Below are 14159 nucleotides of genomic sequence, written 5' to 3'. Positions count from 1 at the left end.
TCCTCCTCCTGGGCCGTGCGCCGGCTCCGGGCGGGCACGCCACCGCCGCCAGCGGCGGCCGGGGTCGTCGCTGGCGGCGGTGGGTGCGGTGGTCGCGGGCGTCCGGGATCAGGCCTGCGGCGAGTTCTCGGACTCGACGACGACCGTGCCGTCGATGATCTCCTGCCGGAGCTGCTCGACCTCTCCGGCGAGCTCCTCCCCCACGGCCTCCTCCTGGTCGTGGAACGGGGCGATGCCGACGCCGTCGTTCTCGAGGGTGCCGACGTACGGGGTGCTGTCGAACTCGCCCGCGGCGGCCGTCTCGACGACGTCCTGCACGGAGGTGCTCATCTGCTTGAGCACCGACGTCAGCTGGTACTCCTTGCCCTGGTCCAGGGTCTCGTAGCCGTCGGCGTCGACCCACACGAAGCGCACCTCGTTGCCGCCGTCGTTGGCGGCGACCACGGCGTCCAGGGTGCCGAGGGCGGCCTGGCCGGCGACCGGCATGACGATGTCCGCGCCCTCGTTGATGAAGTTCTGGGTGGTGGTCTTCGCGGCCGAGGTGTCGGTGAAGCTGTTGACGAAGGTGCCGTCCTGCGAGTCCTTGTTCCACCCGAGCAGCTCGACGTTCGCGCCCTTGACCTGGTTGTAGTGGTCGATGCCGTCGGCGAAGCCGTCCATGAACACGGTGACGGTGGGGATGTCCATGCCGCCGTAGGTGGCGACCTTCCCGGTCTCGGTGGCGCCGGCGGCCACGTAGCCGGCCAGGAACGCGGCCTCGGCCGTGTTGTAGACGAGCGGCTTGACGTTGTCGAGCTCGATGGAGGAGTCGTCGACGATGGCGAACCTGGCCTCCGGGTTGGCCTCGGCCACGGTCTTGGTGGCGTCGGCGAGCAGGAAGCCCACGGAGATGGTGAGGTCGCAGCCGGACTGGACCATGGAGTTGAGGTTGGGCTCGAAGTCCGTCTCGGCCTGGGACTCGGCCTGCTTGACCTCGATGCCGGTGCTCTCGGCGGCGGCCTGGAGGCCCTCGTAGGAGTTCTGGTTGAAGGACCGGTCCTGGAACCCGCCCGAGTCGGAGACGATGCACCCGGCGAAGTCGGTGGCCTCGGCGGTGGCTTCGCCGCCCTCCTCGGGGGCGGCGCCGCAGCCGGCGAGGACGAGGGTCGAGGCGCCGAGCAGCGCGGCGGCGGAGAGGGCGCGGGATCCGCGGGACGTCCGGGGTGCAAAGGTCATGGTTCCTCCAGTGACAGGCGTGACCCGGCGGCGGGCAACGGGTCCCGTCCACGCGGGGGCGTGCGACGTTGAGTCATTCTACCCACGGGTAGTCCGCGCGCCGGGGAACATCGGCGTCAATTCGCGCTCACGTCGGGGGCGTCCGTGGCGCTGGTCTCGCGGGCGTGCAGCCGGATGGCGCGCAGCGCCGTGGAGGCCATGACCTGCACGCCGCAGCCGATGGCCGCCTCGTCGGCGATGTAGTCCGACTGGTGCAGGTCGTAGGTGTGCCCCCCGCGGGTCCGCGTGCCCAGGCGCATCATGGCGCCCGGGACCTCCTGCAGGAACCACGCGAAGTCCTCCCCGCCCATCGACTGGTGGACCAGGACCACGGCGTCCTCGCCGAGCTCGGCGCGCGCGGCGTTCTCGATCAGGGTGGTCTCGACCTCGCCGTTGACCACCGGCGGCACGCCCCGGATGTGCTCGAGGGTCACGTCCACGTTGTAGGGCGCCGCGACCTGCTCCACGACCTCGTCGAGCAGCCGGCCCGAGCGGTGCCAGGCGTCGGCGTCGAGGCAGCGCATGGTCCCGGACATGTACCCGGTGGCGGGGATGGCGTTGGGGGCCACCCCGGCGTGCATCTGGCCCCAGACGACGGCCACGCCGGAGCGGACGTCGATCCGGCGGGAGAGCACGGCGGGGACGTTCACGGCGATCTGGGCCATGGCGTACACGAGGTCCTCGGTGAGGTGCGGGCGGGAGGTGTGCCCGCCGCGGCCGGCGAGCTCGATCCGCACGGTGTCCGAGGCCGAGGTGATGGCCCCGATGCGGGTGCCCACCTGCCCCACGTCCACCTTGGGCTCGCAGTGCAGGGCGAACATCCGCGGCACGCCCTCCAGCACGCCCTGGCGCAGCACCGTGAGGGCGCCGCCGGGCAGCTGCTCCTCGGCGGGCTGGAACACGATCCGCACCGTGCCCGCGATGTGGGCGGTGCGGTGCAGGTCGGCGAGCACCTTGGCGACGCCGACCATCACGGTGGTGTGGATGTCGTGGCCGCAGGCGTGCGCCACGCCGTCGTTGACGGAGGAGTAGTCCAGGCCGGTGTCCTCCTGGATGGGCAGGGCGTCGATGTCCGCCCGCAGGCCCACCGCGATCGGCCCGTGCCCGATGTCCACGTAGCACCCGGTGTCGGTGAGCCGCTTGGGGCTCAGGCCCATGTTCTCCAGCGCCGACACGATCCGGTCCGTGGTCCGGAACTCCTGGTAGGACAGCTCCGGGTGGCGGTGCAGGTCCCGGCGGAAGGAGACGAGATCCGGGAGGAACCGCTTGAGCAGGGGGCCGATGGCCGGCGGGAGACCCGCCTCCAGGGAGGCGGTGGCGGAGGGGGCGTCAGACATCTGCCCAGGATACTCCGGGGCCGGGGAGGCCCCGGACCGTCACAGGACGTCCGTGTCGCCGCTCAGCTTGAGGGAGTTCACGGCGTCCTTGACGCGCTGGGCGTGCTCGCGGGTCGTCACCAGCAGGGCGTCCGGGGTGTCGACGACGACGATGTCCTGCACGCCGATGAGGGCGATCAGCCGGCCCGTGTCGGACACGACGATGCCGGTGGAGCTGTCGGCGAGGACGCGGCTGTTCCGGCCCAGCACCGCGACGTCGGAGTCGCTCTCCGGGTCGACGCGGTTGAGCCGGCTGATCGCCGCGAAGTCCCCGACGTCGTCCCACGTGAAGGTCGCGGGCACCATGGCGACGTCCCCCGCCGCCGCGGCGGGCTCCGCCACCGCGTAGTCGATCGCCGTCTTGGGCAGGCCGGGCCAGACCCGGTCCACGACCTCGTCCTGGGCGAGGGTGCCCCAGGCCTCCACGATCTCGGTGAGGCCGGCGTACAGCTCCGGCTCGCTCGCGGCGAGGTGGCGCAGCATCAGGGACGCGGGGGCCACGAACATGCCGGCGTTCCACGTGTAGTCGCCGCCGGCCACGTAGGCGCGCGCGGTCTCCTCGTCGGGCTTCTCCACGAACTCCTCGACCTGCACCGCGTGCGGGGCGTCCGGGAGGCCCAGGGCGGCGCCGGCGCGGATGTAGCCGAAGCCGGTCGCCGGGGAGGTCGGGGGGATGCCGATGGTCACGATCCGGCCGGTCGCCGCCGCGGCGACCGCCTCCCGGACGACCTCCTGGAAGGCGCCGGCGGGCTCGATGACGTGGTCCGCGGCGAAGGAGCCGATGATCGCCTCGGGGTCCCGGCGCTGGATGAGCATGCATGCGAGCCCAATCGCGGCGGCGGAGTCCTTGGGCGAGGGCTCGAGCACCAGGTCCCGCCCGGAGAGCTCCGGCAGCTGGGCGCACACGGCGGCCGCGTGGGTCCGGCCGGTGACGACCATCACACCGGCGGCGCTGAGCCCGGCCAGCCGGTCGTAGGTCGCCCGCAGCAGGGAGGAGCCGGAGCCCGTGAGGTCCAGCAGGAACTTCGGGGCGTCGGCGCGGGACAGCGGCCACAGGCGGGAGCCGACCCCGCCGGCGGGGATGAAGGGGTGGAAGTGCTCGAGTGCGGAAGTCACAGGACTCCACAATACGGCCTCGGCCCCCGAGGGGCCCGGACCGCGTCCCCGGGGGCCGGAGGGAGGGGCTCCGCCCACGGCGGACATGCCGTTCCCCCCGGGGACAGCCTGTCAGCAAACTGCCCCCGCGCTGGTATCGTGGAAGCGAACTCGCGCATTATCCGACACAGAGCCATCAGGGCTCCGCTCCCGTCGTGCGCAGTGCGAATTCCGGGTTTTTCTGAAGCGCACGACGACGAGCGACTCAGGGAGGTTTTTCAGTGGCGAAGACATCCAAGGGCACCTTGTACCGCGGTCAGGCACACGGCCAATGGTCGTGGGTCGCCCACCGCATCACCGGTGTGGCCATCTTCTTCTTTCTTCTGGTCCACGTCCTGGACACCGCGCTCGTGCGGGTCTCGCCCGAGGCCTACAACGCGGTCATGGAGACCTACAAGAACCCGATCATGGGGCTCGGCGAGGCCGGCCTGGTGGCCGCCATCGTCTACCACGCCTTCAACGGCCTGCGCATCATCCTGGTCGACTTCTGGAAGCAGGGCACCCGGTACCAGAAGCAGCTGCTGTGGGGCGCGCTCGCCCTCTGGCTCGTGGTCATGATCCCGTTCCTCATCCGTCACCTCTCCAACGTTTTCGGGGGTTAATCAATGAGCACTCCGCTTAAGGCACGCATCTCGGTCCCCCGGAGCAAGGACCTGGAGGTCAACGGCGTCAAGTACAACCGCTCCTCCTCCCGCCGCAACAACTTCGAGATGTTCGCGTGGCTGTTCATGCGCCTGTCCGGCGTCGTCCTGCTCGTGCTGGTCTTCGTGCACCTCTACGTCAACCTCCTCGTCGAGGAGGGCGGCGTCCACGCCATCGACTTCGGCTTCGTGGGCGGCAAGTGGGCGAACCCGTTCTGGCAGGTCTGGGACCTGCTGCTGCTGTGGCTGGCGATGCTGCACGGCACCAACGGCCTGCGCGTGATCATCGACGACTACGCGGAGAAGGATCGGACCCGCTTCTGGCTGAAGGTCTTCCTCTTCGTCACGTCCGCCTTCGTGATCCTGCTGGGCACGCTGGTGATCTTCACCTTCGAGCCCTGCCCGGTCGGCGCGGACCCCGCCCTGCTGGCGTCCTTCTGCACCGCGGGCTGAGGCCCGGACCGAGGCGGCCCGTCACGCGGCGGGCCGCCCTCTGCCGTCCGGTCGACGACGACCGGGGCACCGAGAACTTCTCCTGAACAACGAACAGAAAGAACAACCGGTATGCAGGTTCACAAGTACGACGTGGTCATCATGGGTGCCGGTGGCGCCGGGATGCGCGCCGCCATCGAGGCCGGCCAGCGCTCCCGCACCGCCGTCCTGACCAAGCTGTACCCCACCCGCTCCCACACCGGCGCGGCGCAGGGCGGAATGTGCGCGGCGCTGGCCAATGTCGAAGAGGACAACTGGGAGTGGCACACGTTCGACACCATCAAGGGCGGTGACTACCTGGTCGACCAGGACGCCGCCGAGGTGATGGCCAAGGAGGCCATCGACGCCGTCCTCGACCTCGAGAAGATGGGCCTGCCCTTCAACCGCACCCCCGAGGGCAAGATCGACCAGCGCCGCTTCGGCGGCCACACCCGCGACCACGGCAAGGCCCCGGTCCGCCGGGCCTGCTACGCCGCGGACCGCACGGGCCACATGATCCTCCAGACCCTGTACCAGACGTGCATCAAGCACAACGTGGAGTTCTTCAACGAGTTCTACGTCCTGGACCTCATCATGACGGAGGTCGACGGCCAGCGGCGCGTGGCCGGCGTGGTCTCCTACGACCTCGCCACCGGCGAGCTGCACGTCTTCCAGGCCAAGTCCGTGATCTTCGCCTCCGGCGGGGCCGGCAAGGTCTTCAAGACCACCTCCAACGCCCACACCCTCACCGGTGACGGCATGGCGATCGCGTTCCGCAACGGCCTGCCCCTGGAGGACATGGAGTTCATCCAGTTCCACCCGACCGGCCTGGCCGGCCTGGGCATCCTCGTCTCCGAGGCGGCCCGCGGCGAGGGCGGGATCCTGCGCAACGCCGACGGCGAGCGCTTCATGGAGCGCTACGCCCCCACCATCAAGGACCTCGCCCCCCGCGACATCGTGGCCCGCTCCATGGCCAACGAGGTGCGCGAGGGCCGCGGCGCCGGGCCGAACAAGGACTACGTCCTGCTCGACCTCACGCACCTGGAGCCGGCGCACATCGACGCCAAGCTGCCGGACATCACCGAGTTCGCCCGCACCTACCTCGGCGTGGAGCCCTACACGGAGCCCGTCCCGGTGTTCCCGACCTGCCACTACGCCATGGGCGGGATCCCGACCAACATCAAGGCCGAGGTCCTCCAGGACAACGACACCGTGGTGCCGGGCCTGTACGCCGCCGGCGAGGTGGCGTGCGTGTCCGTGCACGGCTCGAACCGCCTCGGCACCAACTCGCTGCTGGACATCAACGTGTTCGGCAAGCGCGCCGGCATCTACGCGGCCGAGTACGCCCAGCGCGCCGAGTTCGTGCCCGTCCCGGACTCCGCCCTGGACAGCACCGTGGCGCTGCTGGACAACGCCCGCAACGGCACCGGCACCGAGAAGGTGGCCGCCATCCGCAAGGACCTGCAGGACACCATGGACCTCAACGTCCAGGTGTTCCGCACCGCCGAGACCCTGCAGACGGCGCTGGACGACATCGCCGCCCTCGAGGCCCGGTACGCGAACATCTCGATCCAGGACAAGGGCAAGCGCTTCAACCTGGACCTGCTGGAGGCCGTGGAGCTCGGCTTCCTGCTGCAGCTGGCCAAGGTCATGACCGTCGCGGCCCTGCACCGCGAGGAGTCGCGCGGCGGGCACTTCCGGGAGGACTTCCCGGACCGCGACGACGCCAACTTCATGAAGCACTCGATGGTCTACCTCGACCCGTCGTCCCCCACCGCGGGGATCCGGCAGGAGACGAAGCCCGTCATCTTCACCCGCTACGAGCCCATGGAGCGTAAGTACTGATGTCCACCGCACACACCCCCGACCGGCCGGAGAACGGCCGCAACGACGACCCGCAGGACCGTGCCCCCGAGCACGGCCACGCTCCGGGGCAGGGCCAGGACGAGCGCGCCGGCTATAAGACCGACGCCGACTCCCCGGCCGTCGACGCCCGGGACACCGCCTCGGGCGCCCAGGACCCGGCGGCCGCCAACGCGGAGGCCGAGGCCCCCTCGCGGGTGGAGCTGCCCGAGAAGCAGGGCAGCGCCGGCGCGATCCCGCAGTTCGACGTCACCCTGCAGATCCGCCGGTACAACCCGGAGGTCTCGGACGAGGTCCGCTGGGACGAGTACAAGCTGACCATGTACGGCACGGACCGCGTGCTCGACGCCCTGCACAAGGTCAAGTGGGAGATCGACGGCTCGCTGTCCTTCCGCCGCTCCTGCGCCCACGGCGTGTGCGGCTCGGACGCCATGCGGATCAACGGCCAGAACCGGCTCGCCTGCAAGGTGCTGCTCAAGGACCTGGACCTGGACAAGCCGATCACGGTCGAGCCCATCAAGGGCCTGCCGTGCGAGAAGGACCTGATCGTGGACATGGAGCCGTTCTTCCAGTCCTACCGCGAGATCATGCCCTTCCTGGTGGCCGGCGGCAACGAGCCGACCATGGAGCGCTACCAGTCCCCCGAGGACCGGGCCCGCTTCGACGACACCACCAAGTGCATCCTGTGCGCCGCGTGCACGTCGTCCTGCCCCGTGTTCTGGACCGACGGCCAGTACTTCGGCCCGGCCGCCATCGTCAACGCGCACCGCTTCATCTTCGACTCGCGCGACGACGCCGGGGACCTGCGCCTGGAGATCCTCAACGACAAGGAGGGCGTGTGGCGCTGCCGCACGACCTTCAACTGCACCGAGGCCTGCCCCCGCGGCATCCAGGTCACCAAGGCCATCGCCGAGGTCAAGAACGCGATCCTGAGCCGCTCCATGTGAGCGTCCTCCCGACGACGACGGCGGCCCGCCCCCAGCGCTGGGGGCGGGCCGCCGTCGTCGTCGGGAGGTCCGCCGGCGGCCCCCTCGGCAACGGTCCCCGGCGGTCCTCAGCGGTCCTCGGGGCGGAGGGGCAGGGAGGACGCCGGGACCACGGTGATCGCCACGGCCTCTCCTGCCGGGTGCACCTGTCCGTTGTGCTGGTCGGCCTGCACGACGGCCCCCAGGGCGGCGGAGAAGAGCAGGACCTGGCTGAACAGGTAGAACCAGACGAGCACGCCGACGATGATGGCCGCGGAGAGCAGGTAGGGGTTGGCGGTGGCGCCGGCGATGACCGTGCCGCCCACGTACCGGAGCAGGAAGTTGCCGGCGGCCGCGGCCAGGACCGTGACCGCCAGGGCCCGGCGCGTCAGGCGCAGACCGGCCACCCCGCGCACCAGCTCGAGCGCGAACAGGGCGTCCAGCACCACCACGAGCAGCGTGGACAGCGCCCAGGTGAGGCCCTCCCCCAGCCACGCCGGCCCGCCGCCCCACCCGGCGTCGGCGGCGAGGCCGAAGAGGAAGCCCAGCAGGCCGGAGGCGGCGCTGTTGGCGACCACGGACAGGGCCAGCAGCACGCCCAGCGTGCCCAGGGCCAGGAGGTCGCGCGGCACAGCCGCGATGGGCATGCCCCGCGCCGGCGGCACCTCGAAGAGCCGGCGGAAGGCCAGGCGGATGCCGGCCACCCACCGCCAGCCCGTGAGGACCAGCACGCCGGAGCCGATGGCGGTGGCCAGCGTGAACGGGCGGGTGTCCTCGAGCAGCTCGAGGGGCACCACTCCCCCGGCGCCGGTGTCCAGCAGGCCGGGCACGCGGGCGGTCACGGCTGCCACCACGGCGTCCCGGACGACGGGGTCGTTGCCGAGGAACACGCCGATCAGGGAGAAGCCCACCACGAGCAGCGCGGTGGAGGCGAAGATCAGGACGAAGGACAGCCCGGCCGCCATGAGCGGACCGCCGTGGAAGAGGTAGTGGTTGACCACGCGCACCGGCAGGCGGCGGAAGAGCTCGGACAGCGCCACCATCAGCAGCGATCCGGCGACGGCCGCCGGCCCCGCCCCCTCGTCGCGCCGCTGCCGCAGCAGCGCCCGCTGGCGCAGCGCCTCCCGGCGCAGCCCGTGCCGGTCCACCGCCCGCGGCGGCATCTCCGGGGCGGGCCCGGTGCGGGGGCGGGCGCTGGTGCTCATGGGGAGCGGCTCAGTTCCGCCCGCGGCCGCCCCCTTCGAAGGGGAACTCCTCGCGGATCTGCCACACGCCGTTGCCGTCGAGCTCGTACAGCCCGATCCGGTCGACGAGGAAGCCCGCCCGGTAGGTGCGCAGGAGGCTCTGCGCGCGGTCGAGGTCCTCCTCCGCCACCGACTGGGCGATGGTGACGTGGGGGTGGAAGTCGAAGGGGGACGCGGAGACGAGCCGCTCCTGGTGCAGGGCCTCGTGCAGGGCCCGGCACTGCTCCTCGCCCTGCTCGATCCGCAGGTACACCACGGGTGTGACGGGGCGGAAGGTGCCGGTGCCGTTGATCTCGAGCCGGAAGGGGGTCCAGTCGCGCGCCACCGAGCGGACGCGCTCCACGACCTCCGCCCAGCTCGCCTGCTGGGGGGCGATCATGAGGGTGATGTGCGCGGGGACGACGTAGGAGGCAGGGTCCCCGAAGGACGCGCGCCAGTCCTGCAGCTCCCGGCCCACGGGCTCGGGCAGCTCGATGACCACCCCTGCGTAGACCCGCCCGGGGCGGATGGTGGGGGACTGCTGGGTTCTGCTCACGTCGACTCCTCGTGGAACGGCCTCCAGCCTAGCCCAGCCCCCCGGCACGGCCCAGGAGCGGGAGGAAGCCCATGCGGTCGTAGACCGCGGCGAGGGTGCGGCGGGTGATCTCCCGCCCCTTCTCGGCGCCGCGGGCGAGGATGCGGTCGAGTTCCGCGGGATCGTCCAGCAGCTCCTGGGCGCGCTCCTGGATGGGGTCGAGCGTCTCGGTGACGACCTCGGCCAGGCCCACCTTGAGGTGCCCGTACATCTTCCCCTCGTACTCCGCCACGATGTCGTCGACCGTGCGGCCGGTGAGCGCGGAGTAGATGGTCAGCAGGTTGGAGATCCCGGGCTTGGCCTCCCGGTCGAAGCGGATCTCGGTGCCGTCGTCGGTGACGGCCGACTTGATCTTCTTCGCGTTCTTCCTGGCGGGGTCCAGCAGCCGGATCAGCCCGTTCTCTGAGGCCGAGGACTTGGACATCTTGGCCGTGGGCTGCTGCAGGTCGTAGACCTTGGCGGACTCCGCCAGGATCTTCGCGTCGGGGACCACGAAGGTGTCCCCGAAGCGGGCGTTGAAGCGCTGGGCCAGGTTGCGGGTCAGCTCGAGGTGCTGCCGCTGGTCCTCCCCCACCGGCACCTGGTGGGCCTGGTAGACCAGGATGTCCGCGGCCATCAGCACGGGATAGGTGAACAGTCCCACCGTGGCGTTCTCGGCGCCCTGCCGGGCGGACTTGTCCTTGAACTGGGTCATCCGCGAGGCCTCGCCGTAGCCCGTGATGCAGTTGAGCACCCACGCCAGCTGGGCGTGCTCCGGGACGTGGGACTGCACCAGCAGCGTGGAGCGCTCCGGGTCGATGCCCGCCGCGATGTACTGGGCCACGGTGGTCCGCGTCCGCTCCGCCAGCCGGGCGGGGTCCTGCTCGGCCGTGATGGCGTGCAGGTCGGCCACGAAGAACACGCACTCGTTGTCGTCCTGCAGGTCCACCCAGTTGCGCACCGCGCCCACGTAGTTGCCGAGGTGCAGGGAGTCCGCCGAGGGCTGCACGCCGGAGACCACCCGGGGCCTGCCGGAGGAGGTGGGGACGTCGAACGGTGCGGGGTCGGAAGTCACGGTCTCTGGGATCCTTCGGTCGGTCGTGCGCTCGGGACGGGCGGGTCAGAACTGGTAGTCGACCACCACGGGGGCGTGGTCGGAGAAGCGGGTGTCGTAGGTGGCGGCGCGGTCCACGACAGCGGTGAGCGCCCGCCCGGCCAGCCCGGGGGTGGCCATGTGGTAGTCGATGCGCCACCCGGCGTCGGTGTCGAAGGCCTTGCCACGGTAGGACCACCACGTGTAGGGGCCCGGCACCGGCCCGGCGAGCTCGCGGGCCACGTCCTTGTAGCCGTGCTCGCCGAAGAACCGGTCGAAGTACACCCGTTCCTCGGGGAGGAACCCGGCGTTCTTGACGTTGCCCTTCCAGTTCTTGATGTCGAGCTCGGTGTGGCCCACGTTGAGGTCGCCCACCACGAGCACGTGCTCGCTCGTCCGGGCGAGCTCGGGCAGCCGCTGCTCCATGACGCCGAGGAACCGGTACTTGTCGTCCTGGCGGGCCGTGCCGACCTCGCCGGAGTGCACGTACGCGGAGACGACGGTGAGGGAGCTGCCGTCGGGCAGGGCGTGGTCGGTCTCGGCCCACCGTCCGGAGGTGGTGAAGTGGTCGTGGCCGATGGAGTCGCGCCGGGCGACGGGCAGCAGGGCGCCGCCGTGGGCGTCGCGGCGGGTCGCCACGGCGACCCCCGCCCGGCCCTTGTCGGCGGCCTCGGCGTGGTGGACGTCCCACACCTGCTCGTCGAGCAGCCCGCGGACGACCGCGTCCGGGGCGCGCACCTCCTGCAGGCAGAGGATGTCGATGTCGCGCTGCGCGAGCCAGTCGGCCATGCCGCGCTTGTAGGCGGCGCGGATGCCGTTGACGTTGACGGTGGCGACGCGCAGGCAGTTCTGGGGGCGGGTCATGCGGGGGGCACCTTGTTCCGGGGAGGGGCGTACGGGGGACGTGCGGGGGCCTGCTCAGTCGACGACGGTGCCGCTGAGCGGCTCCTCGCGCAGCATGCTCATGCCGTTGCCCGCGGTGATGTCGATCGTGTCCAGGGCCCGGTCGATCGCCTCCCGGTCCACGCCGTCGGCGGGCAGGCCGGCGAGCTCCTGCTTGAGCACCCTGGACTGGACCAGCACGATCTGGAAGCTGTGGGAGAGCTTCTCGTCCCGCATCGAGCCGGCGGGCCCGCCCTGGGCGGCGGCGGGGGCGCGGCCGGCGCGCCGCTGGACCTCCTCGACCTGGCTGCGGCCGAAGCGGGCGGCCTTGCGCACCATGAGCACGACCCACACGGCGAGCATGAGCCAGCCCAGGGCGATGCCCGCGAGCACCCAGCCCAGCAGAGAGTTCGCGTTGGCGGCCTGCAGGAGGGCCACCACGAAGATGACCACGAGCACGGCCATGCCGATCACCGTGCCCCACAGGGGCGTGCGGCTGCCGGTCCCGGCGGCGGGGCGGGCTGAGGAGGTCGAGGATCCGATGGAGCGCATGGGGTCCATTGTCTCAAATCCGCGGCCGGGCCACGAACCGGCCCGGCCGCCGCCTCACCGCTGCACCTGCTCCACGGCGTCCCGCGCGCCGCTGCCCGCGTAGCCGCCCCACGGGTGCGGCTCCGTGGCGTCCGTGACGAACACGTGGTCCACGGCCCGGTGCGCCGCCGCGGCCGTCACCGTCCGCAGCTCCTCGGCGGTGCAGCTGTGCACCAGGTGCCAGCTGCCGCGCGTCCCGGACAGCGCCCGCTCCTCCCGCAGGTAGTCGCGACCGGTGCCCTCGAACTCGCACGTGACGTCCAGCGCCCGGGCGAGCTCGGGCACGGGGACGACCCCGGGGTTGCCCGCCACGGGACCGGAGCCCTCGGCGCGCAGTGCGGCGACCGCCCGCAGCGCGGCGGCCGCCGCGCCCCCGGGCTCGCGCCCCGAGGGGAAGCGGTCCAGCATCACGGCGTGGATCCCGTAGCGGCGCCGCCAGTGCGAGGCGTCCCGGAGCACGGCGGCCAGGTCCCGGCGGCCGTAGTCGAGGTCGACGTAGCCCAGCAGCAGCAGCCCGGGCGCGGCCGCCCGCAGGCGGGCCAGGGCCGGGCCGTAGTAGGGGTCGTCCTCGTCGCCCGGGCCGTCGTGGACGTTGACCACCACGAAGCCGTCGTCGATCCCGTCCGCCCCCGCGAGGTCCGCGGCCAGGCGCTCCCAGGCGGCCGGGTGCTCGGCCGGGTGGGCGTACCACGGGATGCCGGGCCGCGGCCGGGCGGGTCCGCTCACGAGAAGACCCGGGCGTCGGAGAACTGGTGGATGAGCAGGGCCAGGCCGGCGAGGCACGCCAGAGCGCTGATCAGGAGGATCGCCCCTCCGGCCAGGGAGGCGAACGCCAGCATCACGGCGAGGGCGAGGACCGCGGGGAACAGCCCCTCGGACTGGGCGCCGAAGGCGGTGAGCACGGAGGAGAGCGTGGCCAGCACGGAGAACACCACGGTGCCGACCAGGGTGGTGGTCAGCTGCTCCAGCTCCGCCCCCGTCACCTCCACGATGACGATCACCAGCGCGGCGGCCAGCATCGCGACCATCAGCACCGCCAGGGAGGCCATGCTCCAGGCGAAGCGGCGCGACCACAGCAGGGACGTGGAGCGGTGGGCGAACCACGACAGCCGGCCCCGGAGGGCCACGATCCCGGGATCGGTGCAGGCGACCACCAGGACGGCGGTGGCTACGAAGGCCGTGCCGTGGCTGTCGGGGACCGCGGAGAGGGCGACCACCAGCGCGGCCGCCAGGAGCACCGACTGCGCGACGGGGACGAAGACCCCCCGGAGGTCGGCCAGGTCCGGGCTGCCCGTCTCCTCGTGCGCCAGGACGCTGCGGACGGTGTAGACGGTGACCACGGTCACGGCGGCCAGCGCCGGCAGCACCGAGAGCCAGCCGGGGGCCGCGCCGGCCTGCGGCGCGATCAGCCAGGTGGTGAGCTGCAGGGCGACGGCGACCACCATCACGGTCAGCGGCACGGCGACCCGGTCCATCACGGTCAGCAGGGACACCGCGAGCGCGTAGGCGACCCAGCCGAGGATCAGGCCGACGCCGGCCGCCCCCAGCGCACCGGTGAGCAGGAGGGCTCCCACGCCCACGACGGCCGCTCCGGCGCAGACGAGGGCGACCACGCCGCCGTAGCGCGCGGCCCGTTCCTTCGCGTCGAAGCGCAGCCGGTACCAGGTGATGCCGGCGACGGCCTGGCCGAGGATCCAGCCCGAGCAGCCGGCGGCGATCATCTCGAAGGAGCCGGCGCCGAGCTGGGCCTGGACCAGGGCGGCGAGCACGGCGCCCATCACGAGCAGCGCCGCACGCAGCCACGCCTTGGTCAGGGAGTACGCGACCGGTGTCGCGACGACCTCGGCGCGGTGCCGGGGGCCGCTGGTGACGACGTCCCCGGCGAGGTCGAAGACCGAGTCGTAGCCGTACTTGCGGTGCACGGACCGGTCGCTGTAGCCGCGGGACTCGATCCGGGCGGCGGCGTCGAAGAGGTCGACGACCTGCCCCCCGTCGAGGTCGAACTCGCCCGGCACGGTGCGGGCCGCGAAGGGCCCGTCCTCCGGCCGGGGCAGCCTGCTGGTTTCCATCG

The 14159-nt window shown here is 71.9% G+C and carries 14 protein-coding genes; 4 read left to right on the top strand and 10 right to left on the bottom strand.

Annotated features, from left to right (window positions below; all coding sequences use genetic code 11):
• Positions 1-108 precede the first annotated feature (108 nt).
• From IEW07_RS00660 to IEW07_RS00650, 3 genes are all read right to left on the bottom strand, one after another.
• Entirely contained in the window at positions 109-1215 is a 1107-nt protein-coding gene (locus IEW07_RS00660) for a BMP family lipoprotein (protein ID WP_188533905.1), read from the bottom strand.
• Positions 1216-1331: 116 nt separating this feature from the next.
• Complete coding sequence (locus tag IEW07_RS00655; protein ID WP_188533904.1) at positions 1332-2591, bottom strand: amidohydrolase; 1260 nt, start codon at positions 2589-2591, stop codon at positions 1332-1334.
• 39 nt (positions 2592-2630) lie between these two features.
• A complete protein-coding gene (locus tag IEW07_RS00650) occupies positions 2631-3746 on the bottom strand; it encodes a mannose-1-phosphate guanylyltransferase (protein WP_229741466.1) in 1116 nt (371 codons plus the stop codon).
• 260 nt (positions 3747-4006) lie between these two features.
• On the opposite strand from IEW07_RS00650, the gene sdhC reads away from it, so the two are divergent.
• From sdhC to IEW07_RS00630, 4 genes are all read left to right on the top strand, one after another.
• Positions 4007-4387 carry a succinate dehydrogenase, cytochrome b556 subunit gene (sdhC, locus tag IEW07_RS00645; protein WP_188533902.1) on the top strand — a complete coding sequence of 127 codons (381 nt, stop codon included), beginning with the start codon at positions 4007-4009 and terminating at the stop codon, positions 4385-4387.
• A gap of 3 nt (positions 4388-4390) precedes the next feature.
• On the top strand, positions 4391-4879 hold the full coding sequence (locus IEW07_RS00640) for a succinate dehydrogenase/fumarate reductase transmembrane subunit (protein ID WP_188533901.1): 489 nt from the start codon (positions 4391-4393) through the stop codon (positions 4877-4879).
• A gap of 111 nt (positions 4880-4990) precedes the next feature.
• Entirely contained in the window at positions 4991-6742 is a 1752-nt protein-coding gene (sdhA, locus tag IEW07_RS00635) for a succinate dehydrogenase flavoprotein subunit (protein WP_188533900.1), read from the top strand.
• Positions 6742-7707, top strand: a complete 966-nt coding sequence (locus IEW07_RS00630; RefSeq protein ID WP_229741465.1) for a succinate dehydrogenase iron-sulfur subunit — start codon at positions 6742-6744, stop codon at positions 7705-7707. The genes sdhA and IEW07_RS00630 overlap by 1 nt, the downstream gene beginning before the upstream one ends.
• Before the next feature lie 107 nt (positions 7708-7814).
• On the opposite strand, the gene IEW07_RS00625 is transcribed toward IEW07_RS00630, so the two are convergent.
• Genes IEW07_RS00625 through IEW07_RS00595 form a run of 7 tightly spaced genes read right to left on the bottom strand, consistent with a single transcriptional unit; the run spans position 7815 to position 14157 of the window.
• Positions 7815-8930: a YihY/virulence factor BrkB family protein gene (locus IEW07_RS00625; protein ID WP_188533899.1), complete on the bottom strand. Its 1116-nt coding sequence runs from the start codon at positions 8928-8930 to the stop codon at positions 7815-7817.
• A gap of 10 nt (positions 8931-8940) precedes the next feature.
• Positions 8941-9504, bottom strand: coding sequence for a 2'-5' RNA ligase family protein (locus IEW07_RS00620; RefSeq protein ID WP_188533898.1), 564 nt, complete (start codon positions 9502-9504; stop codon positions 8941-8943).
• 28 nt (positions 9505-9532) lie between these two features.
• Positions 9533-10597: a tryptophan--tRNA ligase gene (gene trpS, locus IEW07_RS00615; RefSeq protein WP_188533897.1), complete on the bottom strand. Its 1065-nt coding sequence runs from the start codon at positions 10595-10597 to the stop codon at positions 9533-9535.
• 45 nt (positions 10598-10642) lie between these two features.
• Positions 10643-11479 carry an exodeoxyribonuclease III gene (locus IEW07_RS00610; RefSeq protein ID WP_188533896.1) on the bottom strand — a complete coding sequence of 279 codons (837 nt, stop codon included), beginning with the start codon at positions 11477-11479 and terminating at the stop codon, positions 10643-10645.
• A gap of 54 nt (positions 11480-11533) precedes the next feature.
• Positions 11534-12049, bottom strand: coding sequence for a hypothetical protein (locus IEW07_RS00605; protein ID WP_229741464.1), 516 nt, complete (start codon positions 12047-12049; stop codon positions 11534-11536).
• A 54-nt stretch (positions 12050-12103) separates the two neighbouring features.
• Positions 12104-12814: a spherulation-specific family 4 protein gene (locus IEW07_RS00600; RefSeq protein WP_188533894.1), complete on the bottom strand. Its 711-nt coding sequence runs from the start codon at positions 12812-12814 to the stop codon at positions 12104-12106.
• The gene (locus IEW07_RS00595) at positions 12811-14157 is read right to left on the bottom strand and encodes a hypothetical protein (RefSeq protein ID WP_188533893.1); all 1347 of its coding nucleotides are present in this window, start codon (positions 14155-14157) and stop codon (positions 12811-12813) included. Before IEW07_RS00595 ends, IEW07_RS00600 begins: the two co-directional genes overlap by 4 nt.
• Between the last annotated feature and the right edge of the window lie 2 nt (positions 14158-14159).

The organism is Kocuria dechangensis, assembly GCF_014636775.1.
Classification (GTDB): domain Bacteria; phylum Actinomycetota; class Actinomycetes; order Actinomycetales; family Micrococcaceae; genus Kocuria; species Kocuria dechangensis.
The sequence above is the reverse complement of the archived record's forward strand: the minus strand, read 5'-3'. Positions and strand labels throughout refer to the sequence as shown.